Source organism: Kribbella sp. VKM Ac-2566 (genome assembly GCF_004366005.1).
Taxonomy (GTDB): domain Bacteria; phylum Actinomycetota; class Actinomycetes; order Propionibacteriales; family Kribbellaceae; genus Kribbella; species Kribbella pratensis.
Genome location: NZ_SODT01000010.1, coordinates 685,394 through 700,522, shown reverse-complemented (window position 1 = coordinate 700,522; position 15,129 = coordinate 685,394). Strand labels below are relative to the sequence as shown.

General features: G+C 69.2%; 15 protein-coding genes. 9 read left to right on the top strand and 6 right to left on the bottom strand.

Going from position 1 to position 15,129, the window contains the following annotated elements; all coding sequences use genetic code 11:
• Positions 1-303: a DNA-directed RNA polymerase subunit omega gene (gene rpoZ, locus EV647_RS21615; RefSeq protein ID WP_130388473.1), complete on the top strand. Its 303-nt coding sequence runs from the start codon at positions 1-3 to the stop codon at positions 301-303.
• Positions 304-342: 39 nt separating this feature from the next.
• Entirely contained in the window at positions 343-1,638 is a 1,296-nt protein-coding gene (gene coaBC / locus EV647_RS21610; protein ID WP_238177324.1) for a bifunctional phosphopantothenoylcysteine decarboxylase/phosphopantothenate--cysteine ligase CoaBC, read from the top strand.
• Between the two features lies 1 nt (position 1,639).
• Here coaBC and EV647_RS21605 read toward each other — a convergent pair whose 3' ends face one another.
• Positions 1,640-2,536 carry a GNAT family N-acetyltransferase gene (locus tag EV647_RS21605; RefSeq protein WP_134005590.1) on the bottom strand — a complete coding sequence of 299 codons (897 nt, stop codon included), beginning with the start codon at positions 2,534-2,536 and terminating at the stop codon, positions 1,640-1,642.
• Between the two features lie 54 nt (positions 2,537-2,590).
• Positions 2,591-2,869: a hypothetical protein gene (locus EV647_RS21600; RefSeq protein WP_238175740.1), complete on the bottom strand. Its 279-nt coding sequence runs from the start codon at positions 2,867-2,869 to the stop codon at positions 2,591-2,593.
• Between the two features lie 74 nt (positions 2,870-2,943).
• On the opposite strand from EV647_RS21600, the gene EV647_RS21595 reads away from it, so the two are divergent.
• The 3 genes from EV647_RS21595 to EV647_RS21585 all read left to right on the top strand — a co-directional run bounded on the left by EV647_RS21595 (position 2,944) and on the right by EV647_RS21585 (position 7,563).
• The gene (locus EV647_RS21595; protein ID WP_134005588.1) at positions 2,944-4,056 is read left to right on the top strand and encodes a winged helix DNA-binding domain-containing protein; all 1,113 of its coding nucleotides are present in this window, start codon (positions 2,944-2,946) and stop codon (positions 4,054-4,056) included.
• Positions 4,057-4,244: 188 nt separating this feature from the next.
• On the top strand, positions 4,245-5,438 hold the full coding sequence (gene metK, locus EV647_RS21590) for a methionine adenosyltransferase (RefSeq protein ID WP_134005586.1): 1,194 nt from the start codon (positions 4,245-4,247) through the stop codon (positions 5,436-5,438).
• 91 nt (positions 5,439-5,529) lie between these two features.
• Positions 5,530-7,563, top strand: coding sequence for a primosomal protein N' (locus EV647_RS21585; RefSeq protein ID WP_134005584.1), 2,034 nt, complete (start codon positions 5,530-5,532; stop codon positions 7,561-7,563).
• Here the strand turns inward: EV647_RS21585 and EV647_RS21580 are convergent.
• Positions 7,560-8,549, bottom strand: coding sequence for a helix-turn-helix transcriptional regulator (locus EV647_RS21580; protein ID WP_134005582.1), 990 nt, complete (start codon positions 8,547-8,549; stop codon positions 7,560-7,562). The two genes, EV647_RS21585 and EV647_RS21580, sit on opposite strands and share 4 nt — an antisense overlap.
• A 63-nt stretch (positions 8,550-8,612) precedes the next feature.
• Between EV647_RS21580 and EV647_RS21575 the strand changes: the two genes are divergently transcribed.
• From EV647_RS21575 to EV647_RS21565, 3 genes are read left to right on the top strand one after another with little or no spacing between them, the layout of a single operon-like run.
• Positions 8,613-9,815 carry an MFS transporter gene (locus tag EV647_RS21575; protein ID WP_134005580.1) on the top strand — a complete coding sequence of 401 codons (1,203 nt, stop codon included), beginning with the start codon at positions 8,613-8,615 and terminating at the stop codon, positions 9,813-9,815.
• Between the two features lie 37 nt (positions 9,816-9,852).
• Positions 9,853-10,473: an HAD family hydrolase gene (locus EV647_RS21570; protein ID WP_134005578.1), complete on the top strand. Its 621-nt coding sequence runs from the start codon at positions 9,853-9,855 to the stop codon at positions 10,471-10,473.
• 4 nt (positions 10,474-10,477) lie between these two features.
• Positions 10,478-11,020, top strand: coding sequence for a DUF1707 domain-containing protein (locus tag EV647_RS21565; protein WP_134005576.1), 543 nt, complete (start codon positions 10,478-10,480; stop codon positions 11,018-11,020).
• Here the strand turns inward: EV647_RS21565 and EV647_RS21560 are convergent.
• Complete coding sequence (locus EV647_RS21560) at positions 10,995-11,570, bottom strand: ABATE domain-containing protein (RefSeq protein WP_134005574.1); 576 nt, start codon at positions 11,568-11,570, stop codon at positions 10,995-10,997. The genes EV647_RS21565 and EV647_RS21560 overlap by 26 nt on opposite strands.
• 89 nt (positions 11,571-11,659) lie before the next feature.
• On the opposite strand from EV647_RS21560, the gene EV647_RS21555 reads away from it, so the two are divergent.
• Entirely contained in the window at positions 11,660-12,832 is a 1,173-nt protein-coding gene (locus EV647_RS21555; RefSeq protein WP_134005572.1) for an epoxide hydrolase family protein, read from the top strand.
• Position 12,833: 1 nt separating this feature from the next.
• Here the strand turns inward: EV647_RS21555 and EV647_RS21550 are convergent, their stop codons facing one another.
• Together EV647_RS21550 and EV647_RS21545 are read right to left on the bottom strand one after the other, a co-directional pair.
• Positions 12,834-13,979 (bottom strand): hypothetical protein, encoded by a 1,146-nt coding sequence (locus tag EV647_RS21550; RefSeq protein WP_238177323.1) that lies wholly within the window; start codon positions 13,977-13,979, stop codon positions 12,834-12,836.
• On the bottom strand, positions 13,980-15,062 hold the full coding sequence (locus EV647_RS21545; protein WP_238177322.1) for a C39 family peptidase: 1,083 nt from the start codon (positions 15,060-15,062) through the stop codon (positions 13,980-13,982).
• Between the last annotated feature and the right edge of the window lie 67 nt (positions 15,063-15,129).

The window sequence follows — 15,129 nt, the reverse complement described above, 5'->3', positions numbered from 1 at the left end:
TTGTCTGGCAACCAGCCCGTCGCCATCGGCATCACGTCCCCGCCGATCGACGACCTGCTCACCCGCACCGACTCCAAGTACAAGCTGGTGCTGTACTCGGCCAAGCGCGCGCGGCAGATCAACGCCTACTACTCCCAGCTCGGCGAGGGCCTGCTGGAGTACGTCGGACCGCTGGTCGAGACGCACGTCCAGGAGAAGCCGCTGTCGATCGCGATGCGCGAGATCAACGAGGGCGTGCTGACCTGCACCGACATCGACCCCGAGGCCGAGGCGGAAGCCGCCGCCGCGGAGAAGTCCGAGTAGTCAGCTAGGACGAACGACCGGGAACGGAGTCCACACACGATGTCCGCAACCGGTGACCAGACCCCCGGAACCGACCACGGTCCGGGGGCTGACCTCGTTCCCAAGCACAAGCCCAACGTGGTGCTGGGCGTCGGCGGCGGCATCGCGGCGTACAAGGTCTGTGATCTGCTGCGCCGGCTGACCGAGTCCGGGCACAGCGTGCGCGTGGTGCCGACGGCGGCCGCGCTGGAGTTCGTCGGCGCGGCGACCTGGGCGGCGCTGTCCGGGCAGCCGGTGACCGCCGACCCGTTCGACAACGTGCAAGAGGTGCCGCACGTCCGGATCGGCAAGGCGGCGGAGCTGGTCGTGGTCGCTCCCGCGACCGCCAACCTGATCGCCAAGGCCGCCCACGGGCTCGCCGACGACCTGCTCACGAACACCCTGCTCACCGCGCGCTGCCCGATCCTGTTCGCGGCCGCGATGCACACCGAGATGTGGGAGCACCCGGCGACCCAGGCGAACGTCGCCACGCTGCGCTCACGCGGTATCACGGTCCTCGACCCTGCGGTCGGGCGCCTGACCGGCACCGACACCGGCCGCGGCCGGCTGCCGGAGCCGTCGGAGATCTTCGCGATCAGCCAGTTGATGCTCGCCGACGAGGCCGCCCGCGCGGCCGGCCAGTCGGTCGCCGATCTCACCGGCAAGCACGTGCTGATCAGCGCCGGCGGGACCCGCGAGCACCTCGACCCGGTGCGGTACCTGGGCAACTCGTCGTCCGGCAAGCAGGGCTACGCCCTCGCCCGGATCGCGGCCGCCCGCGGCGCCAAGGTCACCCTGGTGGCGGCCAATTCCGAGCTGGCCGACCCGGCCGGCGTCCAGGTCGTCCCGGTCACCAGCACCCGCGATCTGTACGACGAGATCACCGGGCGGGCCGCCGACGCGGACGCGATCGTGATGGCCGCGGCCCCTGCCGACTTCCGCCCGGCCGATGTCGCCGAGCACAAGATCAAGAAGACCGCCGACGGCTCGGTGCCCGCGGTCAGCCTGGTACAGAACCCAGACATCCTGCAGACGATCTCGCACGACCGGTCCCGCACCGATCAGGTGATCGTCGGGTTCGCCGCGGAGACCGGCGACGCAGACCACACCGTCCTCGAGCTCGGCCGCGCCAAGCTGGAACGGAAGGGCTGCGACCTCCTGGTCGTCAACGACGTCTCCGGCGGCAAGGTCTTCGGCAGCGACGTCAACGAGGCTGTCATCCTCGACCGCGCCGGCAACGCCCTCCCCGTCCCTTCCGGCAGCAAGGACGCCCTCGCCGGCGTCATCTGGAACCTCGTCGCCACCCACTGGCCCTGAGCTAGCTGAACGTCAGCGGCAGCGGGGCGCGCAGGGTGATGCTGACGATGCCGTAGGTGAAGCCGAGGTGTTCGTTGAGGCGGCGCATCGCGTCGTTGCCGCGCTGTGTCCAGGTGTAGATCTCGGTGATGCCGTGGTCGGCGGCCCACGCCATGCTGGTGCGTTTGAGGGTCGCGGCGACCGATTTGCCGCGCCACTCCCGACGTACGGCGGTGTAGCCGACCTCCGCGCGCTCCGGGCGGTCGGAGTCGAGCAGCAGCCCCGCGACGCCGATCACCTCGTTGCCGGCGACGGCCACGAACATCGCGGCCGGGTCGTTGATCCATTCCGTCTCCCAGTCGTCCTGGGAAACCTTCAGCGCGACCGGGTGATCCATGTCCGGGAACGTCGGCAGCGCGACCTGGTGATAGGCCGCCGCCCACAGCTCCGGACGTTCGGCGACCGAGACGATCGTGTACTCCGTCGGCGGCGCCGGCCACGGTTCGTCGCCGATCTTCCGCAGCTGCTCGACCTGCCGATTCGTTTCCACGAAGCCGAACCGCTCCGCGAAGAGCCGGGACTCGGCGTCGTCGACGTTGGCGCCTGCCATGTCGTAGCCCTGGGCAACGGCATGATCGGCGAGCACCCGGAGCAGGCCGGTCCCCACGCCGCGCCGACGGAACTCCGGGCGGACCCGCGGCGTCAGCGACGCTCGCTCGCCGTCTTGCGAACGATCCGCCAGCCCGCTGCCGACCACCTCGCCGTCGATCTCCGCCAGCAGCATCAGCCGCCCGGGGCGGTCGAGGTCACGGAGCTCGGCGACAGTCGGGCAGCGCTCGTACGGCATGGTCGCGATCCGCACCGCGCGCCAGGCTTCGTAGTCGGCGTCGGTGATCGCAGTCCGGATGCTCGTGGTCATGAGGTCAGCTTGCCTCAGTTCGCCGCAAAGGGCTCCGGGTTTTGCGCCGCAGGTTCAGTCGTCCTCGATGTAGCCAGTGGTCGGGTCAACCATGGAAAGGAAGTTCCGGATACTCGCCCGGTGCTGCTCCAACGAGCCGGAGGTCGGGCTCGTGCTGAATCCATAGCCGGGGTTGGGCCCGCTGATCCAGGTGTAGTGCGTCCCGCCGAACCCGTCGGGCCGAAGCTCGAAGTCCTCGCCGTCGACTTCAAGCCTGGATGCCGGCTTGCCGTCGGTCATGCTGGAGGGCGCCGCGCCCGGACTCGCCGCCCACTCGTCGTCGCTCCCGGTCATGCACCGAGTATGCCCGTCCGTGGGCCCCTCGGCAGAGGTCAGAAGCTGTCCGCTTCCATCCTTAGTCTGAGGCTATGGAGATCACCTGGGAGGCCGTGGTTGCGCGGCGGATGCGGCGGCACTTTCTGAGCGAGGCCGCGGAGACGCCGGTGGACGCCGTACGGGCGATGTGTGGGGCGCATGCGCAGATCGCGGCGGCGGGGGAGGTGTCCGTGGCGCTGCGCGTCGCCGGGGCGAACCGGGAGTCGGTACAGCGCGACGAAGGGCTCGTGAAGACGTTCGGGCCGCGCGGGACTGTGCATCTACTGCCGCTCGAGGATCTGCCGATGTGGACGGGTGCATTGTCCGCACTCCCGGCGAGCGGCTCGCAACCCGAGCCGATTCGGATGACGCCGGACGAGCTCGACCAGGTCGTGGCCGCGGTCGGTGAAGCCCTCGCCAACGCGGACCTGACCGTCGACGAGCTCACCGAGGAAGTCGTACGGCGTACCGGTGAGTGGGCGCGCACGCCGACGATCCCGGCGTTCCAGGGCGCCTGGGCCCGCTGGCGGCAGGCGGTCTACCTCGCAGCGCACGCCGGCGTCCTCTGCCACGGACCGATGCGCGGCCGGCTCACGACGTACTCGAATCCGCACCGGCTCCGCCCGTTCGACCCGATGCCCGCGGAGAAAGCGCTCACCGAACTCCTGCACCGGTACCTCTACTCCTACGGTCCCGCGACCCCGCAGCAGTTCGCCCGCTGGCTCAAGACCACGCCGACCTTGGTCAAGCCGTACTTCGACGACCTGCCTCAGGTCGAGCTCAACGGCCAGACCGCCTGGGTCGCTCCCGGTGACGACGAGTTCCCCGGCGAGCGCGCGGACGACGTCCGGCTGCTGCCGTACTTCGATGCGTACGGAGTCGGCAGCTTCCCGCGCGAACTGCTCTTTCCGGGCAAGGCGTTCGACCGCGCGACCGCCCGCGGTCAGGCCGGCAACTTCCCGTTGCTTCTCGTCGACGGCATCGTGGCCGGCGTTTGGCACCAGAAGAAGGGCGGTAAGAAACTGCATGTCACCGTCGAGGCGCTGACGCCGCTGAACCGGCGCCGCCGCCGGCTGCTCGACGCCGAGGTGGACCGGTTGGCTGCGATCCTTGGTTGTACGCCGTCGCTCACACTCGGCGAGGTGACGGTCGGCCCGCACGCCTGAACCGCGCGGATCGTCCAGAATGTGATCACCCATCTCGTATCCTGGAGGAATTCGGAGCGGCACCGGGACGTGGGTGGAAACTGCTGGCATACTTCCCAAGATGCATCGCCAACCGCCGGTGCATGGGGGGATCGTGCGGCTGTGCCAACGCGCAACCGGGCGGCACAAGAGGAATCCGAGGGAGAACTGTGGCGAGGCGCCTTTTCACGTCCGAGTCCGTGACCGAAGGTCACCCGGACAAGATCGCTGACCAGATCAGCGACTCCATCCTCGACGCGTTGCTGGCCGAGGACCCGAAGAGCCGGGTTGCGGTCGAGACCCTGATCACCACGGGTCTGGTCGTCGTCGCGGGTGAGGTCACCACGACGGCGTACGTCGACATTCCGGGGATCGTGCGGGCGCGCATCCTGGAGATCGGCTACGACTCGTCCCTGAAGGGTTTCGACGGCGCGTCCTGTGGGGTGCAGGTCGCCATCGGGAGCCAGTCCCCGGACATCGCCCAAGGTGTCGACACGGCGTACGAGACGCGTTCGGACGCGTCCGAGGACGTACTGGACCTGCAGGGGGCAGGCGACCAGGGACTGATGTTCGGCTATGCGTCCAACGAGACGCCGGAGTTGATGCCGCTGCCGATCACGATCGCGCACCGGCTGTCCGAGCGGCTCGCCGAGGTCCGCAAGAACGGCACCCTGGCGTACCTGCGGCCGGACGGCAAGACCCAGGTCACGGTGGAGTACGACGATGACAAGGCGGTCCGGATCGACACCGTGGTGGTGTCCAGCCAGCACGCCGCCGACATCAACCTGGACTCGATGCTGACGCCGGACATCAAGAAGCACGTCGTCGACCCCGTGCTCGAGCAGTTCGACATCGACGCGGCCGACTACAAGCTGCTGGTGAACCCGACCGGCCGGTTCGAGATCGGCGGCCCGATGGGCGACGCCGGGCTGACCGGGCGGAAGATCATCATCGACACCTACGGCGGTATGGCGCGGCACGGCGGCGGCGCGTTCTCCGGCAAGGACCCGTCGAAGGTCGACCGGTCGGCGGCGTACGCGATGCGCTGGGTGGCGAAGAACATCGTCGCGGCCGGGCTGGCGGACCGCGTCGAGTGCCAGGTCGCGTACGCGATCGGCAAGGCCGCTCCGGTCGGCTTCTACGTCGACACGTTCGGCACCGAGAAGGTCGCCGTGGAGAAGATCGCCGCAGCTGTCCGCGAGGTCTTCGACCTGCGTCCGGCCGCGATCATCCGCGACCTGGAGCTGCTCCGGCCGATCTACGCCCAGACCGCGCGGAACGGTCACTTCGGCCGCACCGGCGAGGACTTCACCTGGGAGCGCACGGACCGCGTCGAGGCCCTGAAGGCCGCGGTCAGCAAGTAAGTACGACGTACGCGCGGCCGGGCTGTCGGTTGTCCACAGCCCGGCCGTCCGCGTCCCACGCAGTGTCGTCGCGGCCGACTACAGTTTCCCGGTGACATCGAACGGAGACTCGCCGGAGCAGCTGACGCTGCTGCGCGACACCGTTCGCAAGTCGCGCACCAAAGAACCGGCCGAGATCACCACGACGTTGCCGGTGGCCCGGATCGCGGTCGATGTCTCGCTCCCGCACCTGGACCGGCCGTTCGACTATCTGGTGCCCGACGACCTGGCCGCGGCCGCCCAGCCCGGTGCGCGGGTGAAGGTGCGGTTCGCGGGCAAGGACCTCGACGGATTCGTGCTGGAGCGGCTCGACGCATCGGACCATGACGGCAAGCTGGTCCGGCTCCGCAAGGTCGTTTCGCCCGAGCAGGTGCTGACGCCGGAGATCGCGGACCTCTGCCGGGCGGTCGCCGATCGGTACGCCGGGGTGCTCGCGGATGTCACGCGGCTCGCGGTGCCGCCGCGGCACGCGAAGGTCGAGGGCGAGGCGCTGCGCTGCGATCAGCCGCCGCGTCCGCCGGTGTCGACGTCCCGCTCGGAGTGGGCGCCGTACCCTCCTGGTTTCCTGGACGCGGTCGCGCGGGGCGAGGCGCCGAGGGCGGTCTGGACCGCCGTACCGGGAGCTGATTGGCCGCTCGCGTTCGCGCAGGCCGCTTCGGTGTGTGCGGCATCGGGCCGGGGCGCACTGTTGCTGGCGCCGGACGCGCGGGACCTGGAGCGGCTCGCTGCTGCGTGTGCCGAGGTGCTGGGGGAGTCCGGGTTCGTCACGCTGTCCGCGGATCTGGGTCCGACAGCTCGCTATCGCGCGTTTCTGTCCGCGTTGCACGGGCGTGCGCGGGTCGTGATCGGGACGCGTGCGGCGGCGTTCGCTCCCGTCGCGGATCTCGGCTTGGTGGCGATGTGGGACGACGGCGACGAGTCGTACGCCGAGCCGCGGGCGCCGTACCCGAATGCCCGGGAGGTCCTGCTGCTCCGGGCGTACCGGCACAAGTGCGCGGCGTTGCTCGGTGGTTACGCGCGGTCCGCGGAGGCGGCGGCCTTGGTGGAGTCCGGGTTCGCGCAGGAGCTGATCGCGGACCGGAAGGTGACCCGGGCGGCGGCGCCGTCGGTGCACATCGCGGGGGAGTCGGACATCGATCTGGCGCGCGACCCGTCGGCGCGCGCGGCGCGGTTGCCGTCCCGGGCGTTCGAGATCGCTCGCGAGGGTCTGCGGACCGGGCCGGTGCTGGTGCAGGTGCCGCGGGCGGGTTACTTGCCGAGTTTGGTGTGCCAGACGTGCCGGGCGCCTTCGCGGTGCGCGACATGTGGCGGCACGTTGCGTCGTACCGGGGGATCCGGACCGGCGAGCTGCAGCGTGTGCGGCCGGCCGGCGACGGATCACCGGTGCCCGGAGTGCGGCGACACCCGGATGCGCGCGGCGATCATCGGCGCACGTCGTACGGCGGAGGAGCTCGGGCGCGCGTTCCCCGGTGTCGTCGTCCGTACGTCGGGCGGGGACAACATGCTCGATGTCGTACCGGACGCGCCGGCGTTGGTCGTCAGCACCCCGGGGGCCGAGCCGGTCGCCGAAGGCGGCTACAGCGCGGCGCTGCTCCTTGACACCTGGCTGATGCTCGCTCGCCCCGACCTCAGGGCCGCCGAAGAAGCGGTACGCCGCTGGTTCAACGCGGCCGCGCTCGTCCGGCCGGCAAGCTCCGGCGGGATGGTGATCCTGGTCGGCGACCCGTCGGCGCTGCCGCTGCAGGCGATTGTGCGGTGGAGCCCCGAGGGGTACGCCGCCCGCGAGATCGAGGACCGCCGTACCGCCCGACTCGCCCCGGCCGCCAAACTCGCCGAACTCACCGGCCCGGCCGAATCCGTCAACGACCTCGTCACCCGACTCCGCGACCTGATGCCGCCGTCCGCCGGTCTCGAGGTCCTCGGCCCGGTGGACCTCGACGAGGAAACCGTCCGCGCCGTCGTCCGCACCCCTCGCGCCCACGGCACTACCCTCGTGAAAGCCCTCAAAGAATCCCAATCGGCCCGCACGACCAAGAAGAACCCCGGCACCGTCCGAATCCAGGTAGACCCACCCAGCTTCGGCTAGGCAGTGGACGCCAGCGCGGTGGACGCCGCGAGGAGTTGGTTGCCCAGGGACGTGCGGTGGTACAGGACGGCGCGGCCGTCGCGGCGGGAGGTGACGACGCCTGCGTTGCGGAGGATGCTCAGGTGGACGCTGAGCGTGGGTGCGGAGACGCCTAGCTGGTTGGCCAGGTGGGTTGTGGACATCGGCAGGTCGAGGTGGCTGACGATCGCAGCTCTCGTGCGGCCGACCAGGTCGGCGAGGGGGGAGTCCGTCGTGTCCTGGCGGTCCTCCCACAGCCGCCCGAGGCCGCGTGGCGGGTACGTGATGGTCGGGACGTGTGGTGCGCCGGTGACCGCCAGCCCGGCCGGCCAGGTGAACACGCACGGCACCAGCAGCAGGCCCTGACCCGTCATCGGCTCGCCGTCGCAGCAGAACGGCCGGTCGATGGAGATGCGGTCGCCGGTGTACTTGATCGACGGATGCAGGTTGCGGAACAGCCGCTCGATCCCGCCGCTCGCCAGCTCGTCCAGCCGGTACGCGAGATCCTCCTGGAGCAGCGACCGCATCCGCCGCCAGTCAGGCTCGATCGCCCGCCGCCAGTACGTCTCGAGCGCCGAGGTGATCAGGTCGAGCGCCTTCGCCGGGTGCGCGATCAGCTCGGGGAGCATCGGGTCCGGGGTGTCCTTGTGCAGCTTCGCGAGCTCGGCGGCCACGAGTTCGTGCGGCGTGGCGGCGATCGCGGCGAGGCCCGACTCCAGGCTCGTCGACCGGCGCGGCGGGGCCGGGGTCAGGAAGTCCGGGATATAGCCGTACGACGGAATGAGGGCCCTGAGCAACGTCAGGTCGTCGCCCTCGATCGTCGGCCGGACCTTCTGCAGCCACGGCCCGTGCACGCTGCGCGCGGTGTTGTTGCTCAGCGCCCGCACACTCGTCACGGCCTCCCACACCGGCGACAGCGCGAACCGGATCCGCCCGATGTCCCCGGCGTTCAGCCTGATCGTGATCACCGGGCCAGATTAGCCCTGAGCCTAATCGTCGACAATGCCGCGGTGGGCCCGGACAGTTGACCCATGAGCGCAATCGCCGTCGGCAACCCCACGCCCACCGCACTTCCGCGGGCCTTCTGGGCGTTGTGGGTGTGCCAGCTGGTCAACCGGCTCGGCAGCTTCGTGCAACCGTTCCTCGTTCTTTACCTGACCCACGACCGCCACCTCTCCGCGGGTACGGCGGGAGCCGTCGCGGCCGCCGTCGGCGCCGGATCCGTCTGCGCGCAACTCGTCGGCGGCTGGTTGTCCGACCGGGCCGGACGCCGGGTGACGATGCTGATCTGCTTCTTCGGCACCGGCGCCGCGCTGATCCTGCTCGGATCCGCCCGTTCGATGGTGCTGATCTGGATGACCGCGTTCCTCGTCGGTCTGCTGGGCGACCTGTTCCGGCCGGCGGTCCAAGCGACGGTCGCGGATCTGCTGCAGCCGACCGAGCGGGTCCGCGCGTACGGCCTCCTGTTCTGGGCGATCAACCTCGGCTTCTCCGTGTCGACAGTCAGCGCCGGCGTACTCGCGTCGTTCGGTTACGGTCTGCTGTTCTGGGTGAACGCCGCCACGTCGGTGATCGCCGGTCTGGTCATCTGGACGATGGTGCCGGAGAGCCGCCCGGCGCCCGAAGACAACTCGGCTGGTCGGGCACTCCTCCCGGTGGTCGCGCGCGACACGGTGTTCCTGATGATGGTCCTGATCCAGATCGGCTACGCGACCATCTACATGCAGGGCTACTCGACCCTACCGCTCGCGATGGCGGGGGACGGCCTGTCCGCTCGGACGTACGGGCTTGTGATCGCCCTCAACGGCGTGGTGATCGTTCTCGTCCAGCCGTTCCTCGGCCGGTGGATGGCGAAACTCGACCGGCCGAAACTGCTGGCCGCGTCGATGCTGGTGGTCGGGCTCGGGTTCGGTCTGGGAGCGGTCGTCCACACCTGGTGGGGATACGCGCTGTCGGTCGTCGTGTGGACGCTCGGGGAGATCGGGTTCGCCGCGGTGATCGGCGCGGTGTTCGCCGATCTCGCGCCGATCGACCTGCGCGGCCGGTACATGGGCCTGTCCGGTATGGCGTTCGGCGTCGGCACCGTGATCGGGCCGCTGGCCGGCACCAACGCCCTCGAGCACCTCGGCCCGACCGCGACCTGGCTCGGCTGCGCCGTTCTCGGCGTCGCGATCTTCATCGGCCAGTACGCACTGGCTCCCGCACTGCACGCCCGCGCCCAGTCGAACGCATGAGGTGAGTTGCGGTACCGGGTCTCGTAGGGTTGCCGGTATGAGTGAGCGGACGATCGACGCGGTGGTGTTCGACATCGGTGGGGTGCTGCTGGACTGGAGCCCGACGTACCTGTACGCCGAGCTGATCCCGGACGAGGAGCAGCGGACGCACTTCCTGACCAACGTGGCCACGCCGGCCTGGAACCACAAGCAGGACGAGGGGCGTCCGTGGGCGGAGGCGGTCGCCGAGCTGACCAGCCTGCACCCGGAGCACGCCGAGTGGATCGAGGCGTACGACACCGGCTGGCTGAAGATGGTCAAGGGCGTGTTCGAGGACACCGCCGCGGTGCTCACCGAGATCCAGGCGCTCGGCGTACCGACGTACGCGTTGACGAACTTCTCCGGCGAGAAGTGGGAGGTCGCCAAGGAGGCGTTCCCGATCCTCACCCGTTTCGACGGGGAGGTCGTGTCCGGGGTCGAGCAGACCGCGAAGCCGGACGAGAAGATCTACCGGATCCTGATCGAACGCTTCGGTCTGGACCCGGCGCGCACGTTCTACACCGACGACATGGCGTACAACGTCGACGGCGCCCGCGCGGTCGGTCTCGACGCCGAGGTCTTCACCGGCGCCGCGAACCTGCGTACCCAGCTGCGCGAACGCGGCCTGCCACTACAGTGATCCGGTGACTTCCGTGCCAGAGGACCGCTCGCCCGCGATCGGGGACGTGGACCGCAACGCGGCGGTGGAGCGCGTGCAAGCGGCGTACACCGGTGGCTACCTCTCCCACGACGAACTGGAGCAGCAACTGCACCAGGTCCTGGCCGCGAGGACCCGCCAGGATCTCGAGGTCGCCGTCGCCGCGCTCCCGGCCGAGCAGCCGGGCCGCTCGGCGACGATCGGCGCTTCGGCCGGCCGGATCGTACGGCGGGGTGTCTGGCGGGTGCCGCGGCACCTGAAGGTCGAATCCCTGCACGGGCGGGTGCGGCTGGATCTGTCGCAGGCGCGGTTCGAGCACGGGGACGTCGACATCGACCTGAACGTGCTGCACGGCGGCGTCAAGATCACGCTGCCCCGCGACGCGGTCGTCGACTTCGACGCGGTCCGCACCGAGTGGAAGGACACCCGCTACAAGCCGCCGAAGGACTCCACCGGCGACGGCCCGCGGGTGCGGATCACCGGCGTGATGGGCTTCGGCCGCCTCAAGATCCGGCACGCCCGCCGCTAGAGCGGTTGGCGATGAAGCGGGCTTTCTTCTGACGATTGCCGCATGTGTTCATGTCGCACCATTTGCGGGTGCGGCTCTGGCTGGTGTCGAAGAACGCGGCTCGGCAGGTCGGTGACGCACACAAGGCCAGCCTTCCGTCGCGTTCGCCCGCGATGATGCTGATCGCGTCGGCGGCGATCACGCTCAGGGCATCTTCCACGTTGGAAGCCGAGCGAAGGTGCCATCGCCGCCGGCCCTCGGGGGTCAGGACAGCCGCGGCCCGGCCTTGAAGGCTGCGGTCATTGATGACTTGGACAGCAGCTGCGGGGAGGGTGTCCTGAGTCGCAGCTGCGGTCGCGGCGGCGTGAATCGACTCCCGCAGTTCCCGAGCGAGGTCGAGCTGGGCAGTGGTGCACGAGTCAACGGCGAGCCCGCTCACTGTCAGCCAGTCGACGAGCCGCTGCGGTGTCGGGATGCGCTCCACCGCGTTGCCGTGACGCTCCGACAGAGTCCCCGTGAAGCTGGTCGCCAGCACGCTACCGAGGCGGAAGTCGGGGAAGCCATCACGCATGGAACCACCTTAGCCGGTTGCGTGCCGATCTCGGGCATGACATGGTGGAACCGTCTTAGCCGGTTCCACGACGATGGCCAGGAGGTCTCATGCCCCTGCTCACCAGCGACGTACGAGCATTCGAAGCCCACGCATCTGACGCCGATCTCGACGAGCTGCGCGCGCGATTGGCCGCGGCCCGACTACCGGAGGCTGAGACGGTCTACGGCGCCGCGCCCGGCCCGGGTCGATGGGAACAGGGCGTTCCGCTCGCCGATCTCGTCGAGCTCGTGAACTACTGGCGTACCGGGTATAACTGGCGGTCTTTCGAGGAGCGCCTTCATGGGATCGGTCAGTTCCGTACGACCATTGACGGTCTGGGAATCCACTTCCTGCACCGGCGGTCCGCGCGCGCCGATGCCACTCCGCTGATCCTGACGCACGGCTGGCCGGACAGCGTTGCTCGGTTCATCGACGTAGTGGAGGAGTTGGCGGATCCGAAAGCTGCCGACGCGCCGGCGTTCCACGTCGTGGTTCCGTCGCTGCCAGGTTTTGGTTACAGCGACAAGCCGGCCACCACCGGGTGGGGAACCGAAAAGATCGCGGCCGCCTGGGTGGAATTGATGGGAAGGCTGGGGTACAGCAAGTTCCTGGCCCACGGCGGTGACTGGGGAGGCAATATCACCACGGTTCTCGGCGGCAGGTTCCCGGAGCACGTTCTCGGTATCCACACAACGTTCGCGGAGGCGCCGCCCGGGATGGCCACCGACGGGCTGACAGCGATCGAGCGCGAATGGACCGAGGAAACCCACGACTTCTGGCGCCACCGCGCGGCGTACGCGAAGCAGCAGGCGACCCGGCCGCAGACCATCGGCTACTCACTCGTCGACTCACCGGTGGGGCTGCTGGCCTGGATCCTCGACAAGTTCGCCGAGTGGTCAGATACCGAAGACAGCCCGTTCGAGAGGATTTCCAGAGACCGCGTTCTCGACGACGTCACGCTGTACTGGCTGACACGCACCGGTGCCTCAGCGGCGCGCATCTACTACGAAAGCCACAACTCGCTGGACCCCGAACTCCGGGTCGACGTCCCGTCAGCACTCACCATGTATCCCCGCGACGTCGAGAAATGTCCGCGCCCCTGGGCGCAGGAGCGGTACCGGCAGATCGTCCGCTGGAGGACGCCCGACATCGGGGGACATTTCCCAGCACTGGAGGTCCCGGAGTATTTCGTCAAGGATCTGCAAGAAGGCCTCGCAGCAGTGCTGGCGGCTACTCGGTGAACTAGAGCGCAGCTGAGATGGTTTCGGTGTACGTCGGGGTGCTCGCCAGGTACGCCGCTTCGACGAAGACCGTGTTGTCCTGGCACGTCATCGGAGTGAGCGCGATGCCGGGCTTGGCGTCGTACAGCCGTTGCGGGGCGGAGAGACCGGAGCGCCATCGGTTGATCTGGTAGGTCTCCTCGGCGCCCGCACCGACCGTCCGGGTCTCCCACAGAATCCAGTTGCCGCAGGCAAGAATCGTGTCGGTGACAACGGTGCCGAGCGGCCGGGCGGGGGAGTCGCCGGACTCCCGGACGTACGCCTTGCTCTGGTACTGGTCCGGGTCCGAGGCGGCGACCTCCGACCAGATCGTCGCGCCGTGCAGCGTCGCGCCGCTCCACTGGATGCAGTTGGTTGCTGCGGGCACCGGTTGGGCGGCGCCTCCGGACAGGGGAGCGGTGCGGATCCGCTTGCACCTGCGCGCGGTCTCCGGTGCGGTGATCTCGCTGAACGTCACCGTGTCGGCGGACACCACGGGGTCGGCCACGTAGCCCGGGGCCGCGACGCAGGTGACGGTGCGGGACTTGAGCGTCGCAAGGTCGGCGACGATCAGGCAGGAACGGTTCTTCGCGTCGGTGGAGCTGTAGGCGAAGGTGCCGTCGTACGCGCCGATCTCCGGCTCGGAGACGGGCGGGATCGCGGTCGGAGGGGTGCCCTTGCCGGTCGTGAGGTCGTAGCGGAGCACTTTGATCTGCGGGTCGGGGCCGTCGGAGCGGATGTCCTCGATCAGCGCCCAGCGGTCGTCGATGACGACGGGGGACTGGGCGACGAAACCGCTCGCGGGTACATGCCGTACGACGACCTTCTTGCTGGTGCGGTCCGTGATGGTCGTCGTACCGGCCTCGTCGCTGCCGCGGGTCACGACATACTTACGTTGCTGGGTGACGAGGTGCTGCCCGTCGACCGGTTGCCGCAGCACGTTCGCCCACGCGGGCAGCGCAGTACCGCTGTCCGACGGCCGCGTCGGCGTCGGGCTGCTGCTCGGTGACGGTGTGGTGCTGGGTGCGGGGGTTGTGCTCGGTGACGGACTGCTCTCCGGGGTGTTGGAGGAGCAGCCCGCCACGGTCAGGAGCAGAAGAGTGCCAACGGCAACCGTACGACGACGCATTTACAGCCCGATGTTCTTGAAGGAGTTGGCCAGGGTGGCGTTGAACAGGGCGCTCGCGGGGATGTTCTTCGGGCCGTCGGTGACATTGCCGCGGCTGTTGAAGCGGCGCTCGTTGAACACCTCGAAGATCGCGATCGTGCCCTTCGCCTTGTCGTAGCCGCGGCCGACCTGGTAGTGCCCGCTGTGGTTGAAGGCGAGGTACGGGAAGTAGCGCTTGAGCAGTTGTACGTGCTCGATCACCGGGGCCTTGTACACGCCGAGGTGCTTCTGGTGCACGGTGAAGAAGGTCTGCGCGTTCCAGTTCGCGACGTTCTGCACGATGTACGTGCCGGCGGTCTTGGGCCAGGCGGTCTTCAGGTTCGTCTGCTTCACCATCGCGGAGATCGCCGTACCGGAGCTCGTCGAGCCGAGGTCCTTGGCCCAGGACGCCTGGGTGTCCTTCTGGTTGTCGTCGGCCCAGTCGATCGACTGGAACGTCGCCGGACCACACCAGTACCCCTTCTCCTGCGAGGTCTGGAACCCCTTCATGATGTACGCCGAAGCAGGTGCCGCGACCGGCGCCACCGGGGTCGACGGCACCGGCGTCGACGGGCCCACGGTCGGAGCAGTCCTGGTCGGCACCGGAGTCGGCTCGACAGTCGGAGTCGGAGTCGGCTCTGGTGTGGAGTCCGGCGTGGATGCCGGTGTGGGCTCGGGGTTGGGTGGTGGGGTGTCGCTTTCGGCGAGTTCGCGGAGTTCGCGGGCCTTCTCGCGGCCGTTCCAGGCGGCTTGCATCTCGTCGAGTTCCGCGGTGACGCGCCGGCTCTTCGGCATGGCGGCGCGCTGGGCGACGAACGCGGCCGGCGTGAGATCACCGGTCGGAATGTCCTGCTCGGCGCTCACGTCGTCCGAGGCGCGGAGGTTCGGCTCGGCCATCAGGGCGTGCCGTTGGGCGCCGGTCGGCACCTGGCTGACGAAGCCGAGGCCGAGGCAGTAGTTCTCGGTGTCGAGCTTGAAGCACCGAAGCATCGAGGCAGCCTGCGCCGAGGTATCAGCCGACCTGAGCTGCACATCACCCGGCGAGCTCTCGGTGACCTGCTTCACCACCTGACTCCACGACCGCACAGGAGCCTCGCTGGGCACGCCAGAGGTCGGCGCAGTAGTGGGCGGC

Excerpts from the sequence above, each read along its gene's own strand:
- EV647_RS21595 (WP_134005588.1), top strand. The coding sequence starts at position 2,944 with ATGGAGATCACCTGGGAGGCCGTGGTTGCGCGGCGGATGCGGCGGCAC.
- EV647_RS21575 (WP_134005580.1), top strand. The coding sequence starts at position 8,613 with ATGAGCGCAATCGCCGTCGGCAACCCCACGCCCACCGCACTTCCGCGG.
- EV647_RS21560 (WP_134005574.1), bottom strand. The coding sequence starts at position 11,570 with ATGCGTGATGGCTTCCCCGACTTCCGCCTCGGTAGCGTGCTGGCGACC.
- EV647_RS21600 (WP_238175740.1), bottom strand. The coding sequence starts at position 2,869 with ATGACCGGGAGCGACGACGAGTGGGCGGCGAGTCCGGGCGCGGCGCCC.
- coaBC (WP_238177324.1), top strand. The coding sequence starts at position 343 with ATGTCCGCAACCGGTGACCAGACCCCCGGAACCGACCACGGTCCGGGG.
- EV647_RS21555 (WP_134005572.1), top strand. The coding sequence starts at position 11,660 with ATGCCCCTGCTCACCAGCGACGTACGAGCATTCGAAGCCCACGCATCT.
- EV647_RS21550 (WP_238177323.1), bottom strand. The coding sequence starts at position 13,979 with ATGCGTCGTCGTACGGTTGCCGTTGGCACTCTTCTGCTCCTGACCGTG.
- EV647_RS21570 (WP_134005578.1), top strand. The coding sequence starts at position 9,853 with ATGAGTGAGCGGACGATCGACGCGGTGGTGTTCGACATCGGTGGGGTG.
- EV647_RS21605 (WP_134005590.1), bottom strand. The coding sequence starts at position 2,536 with ATGACCACGAGCATCCGGACTGCGATCACCGACGCCGACTACGAAGCC.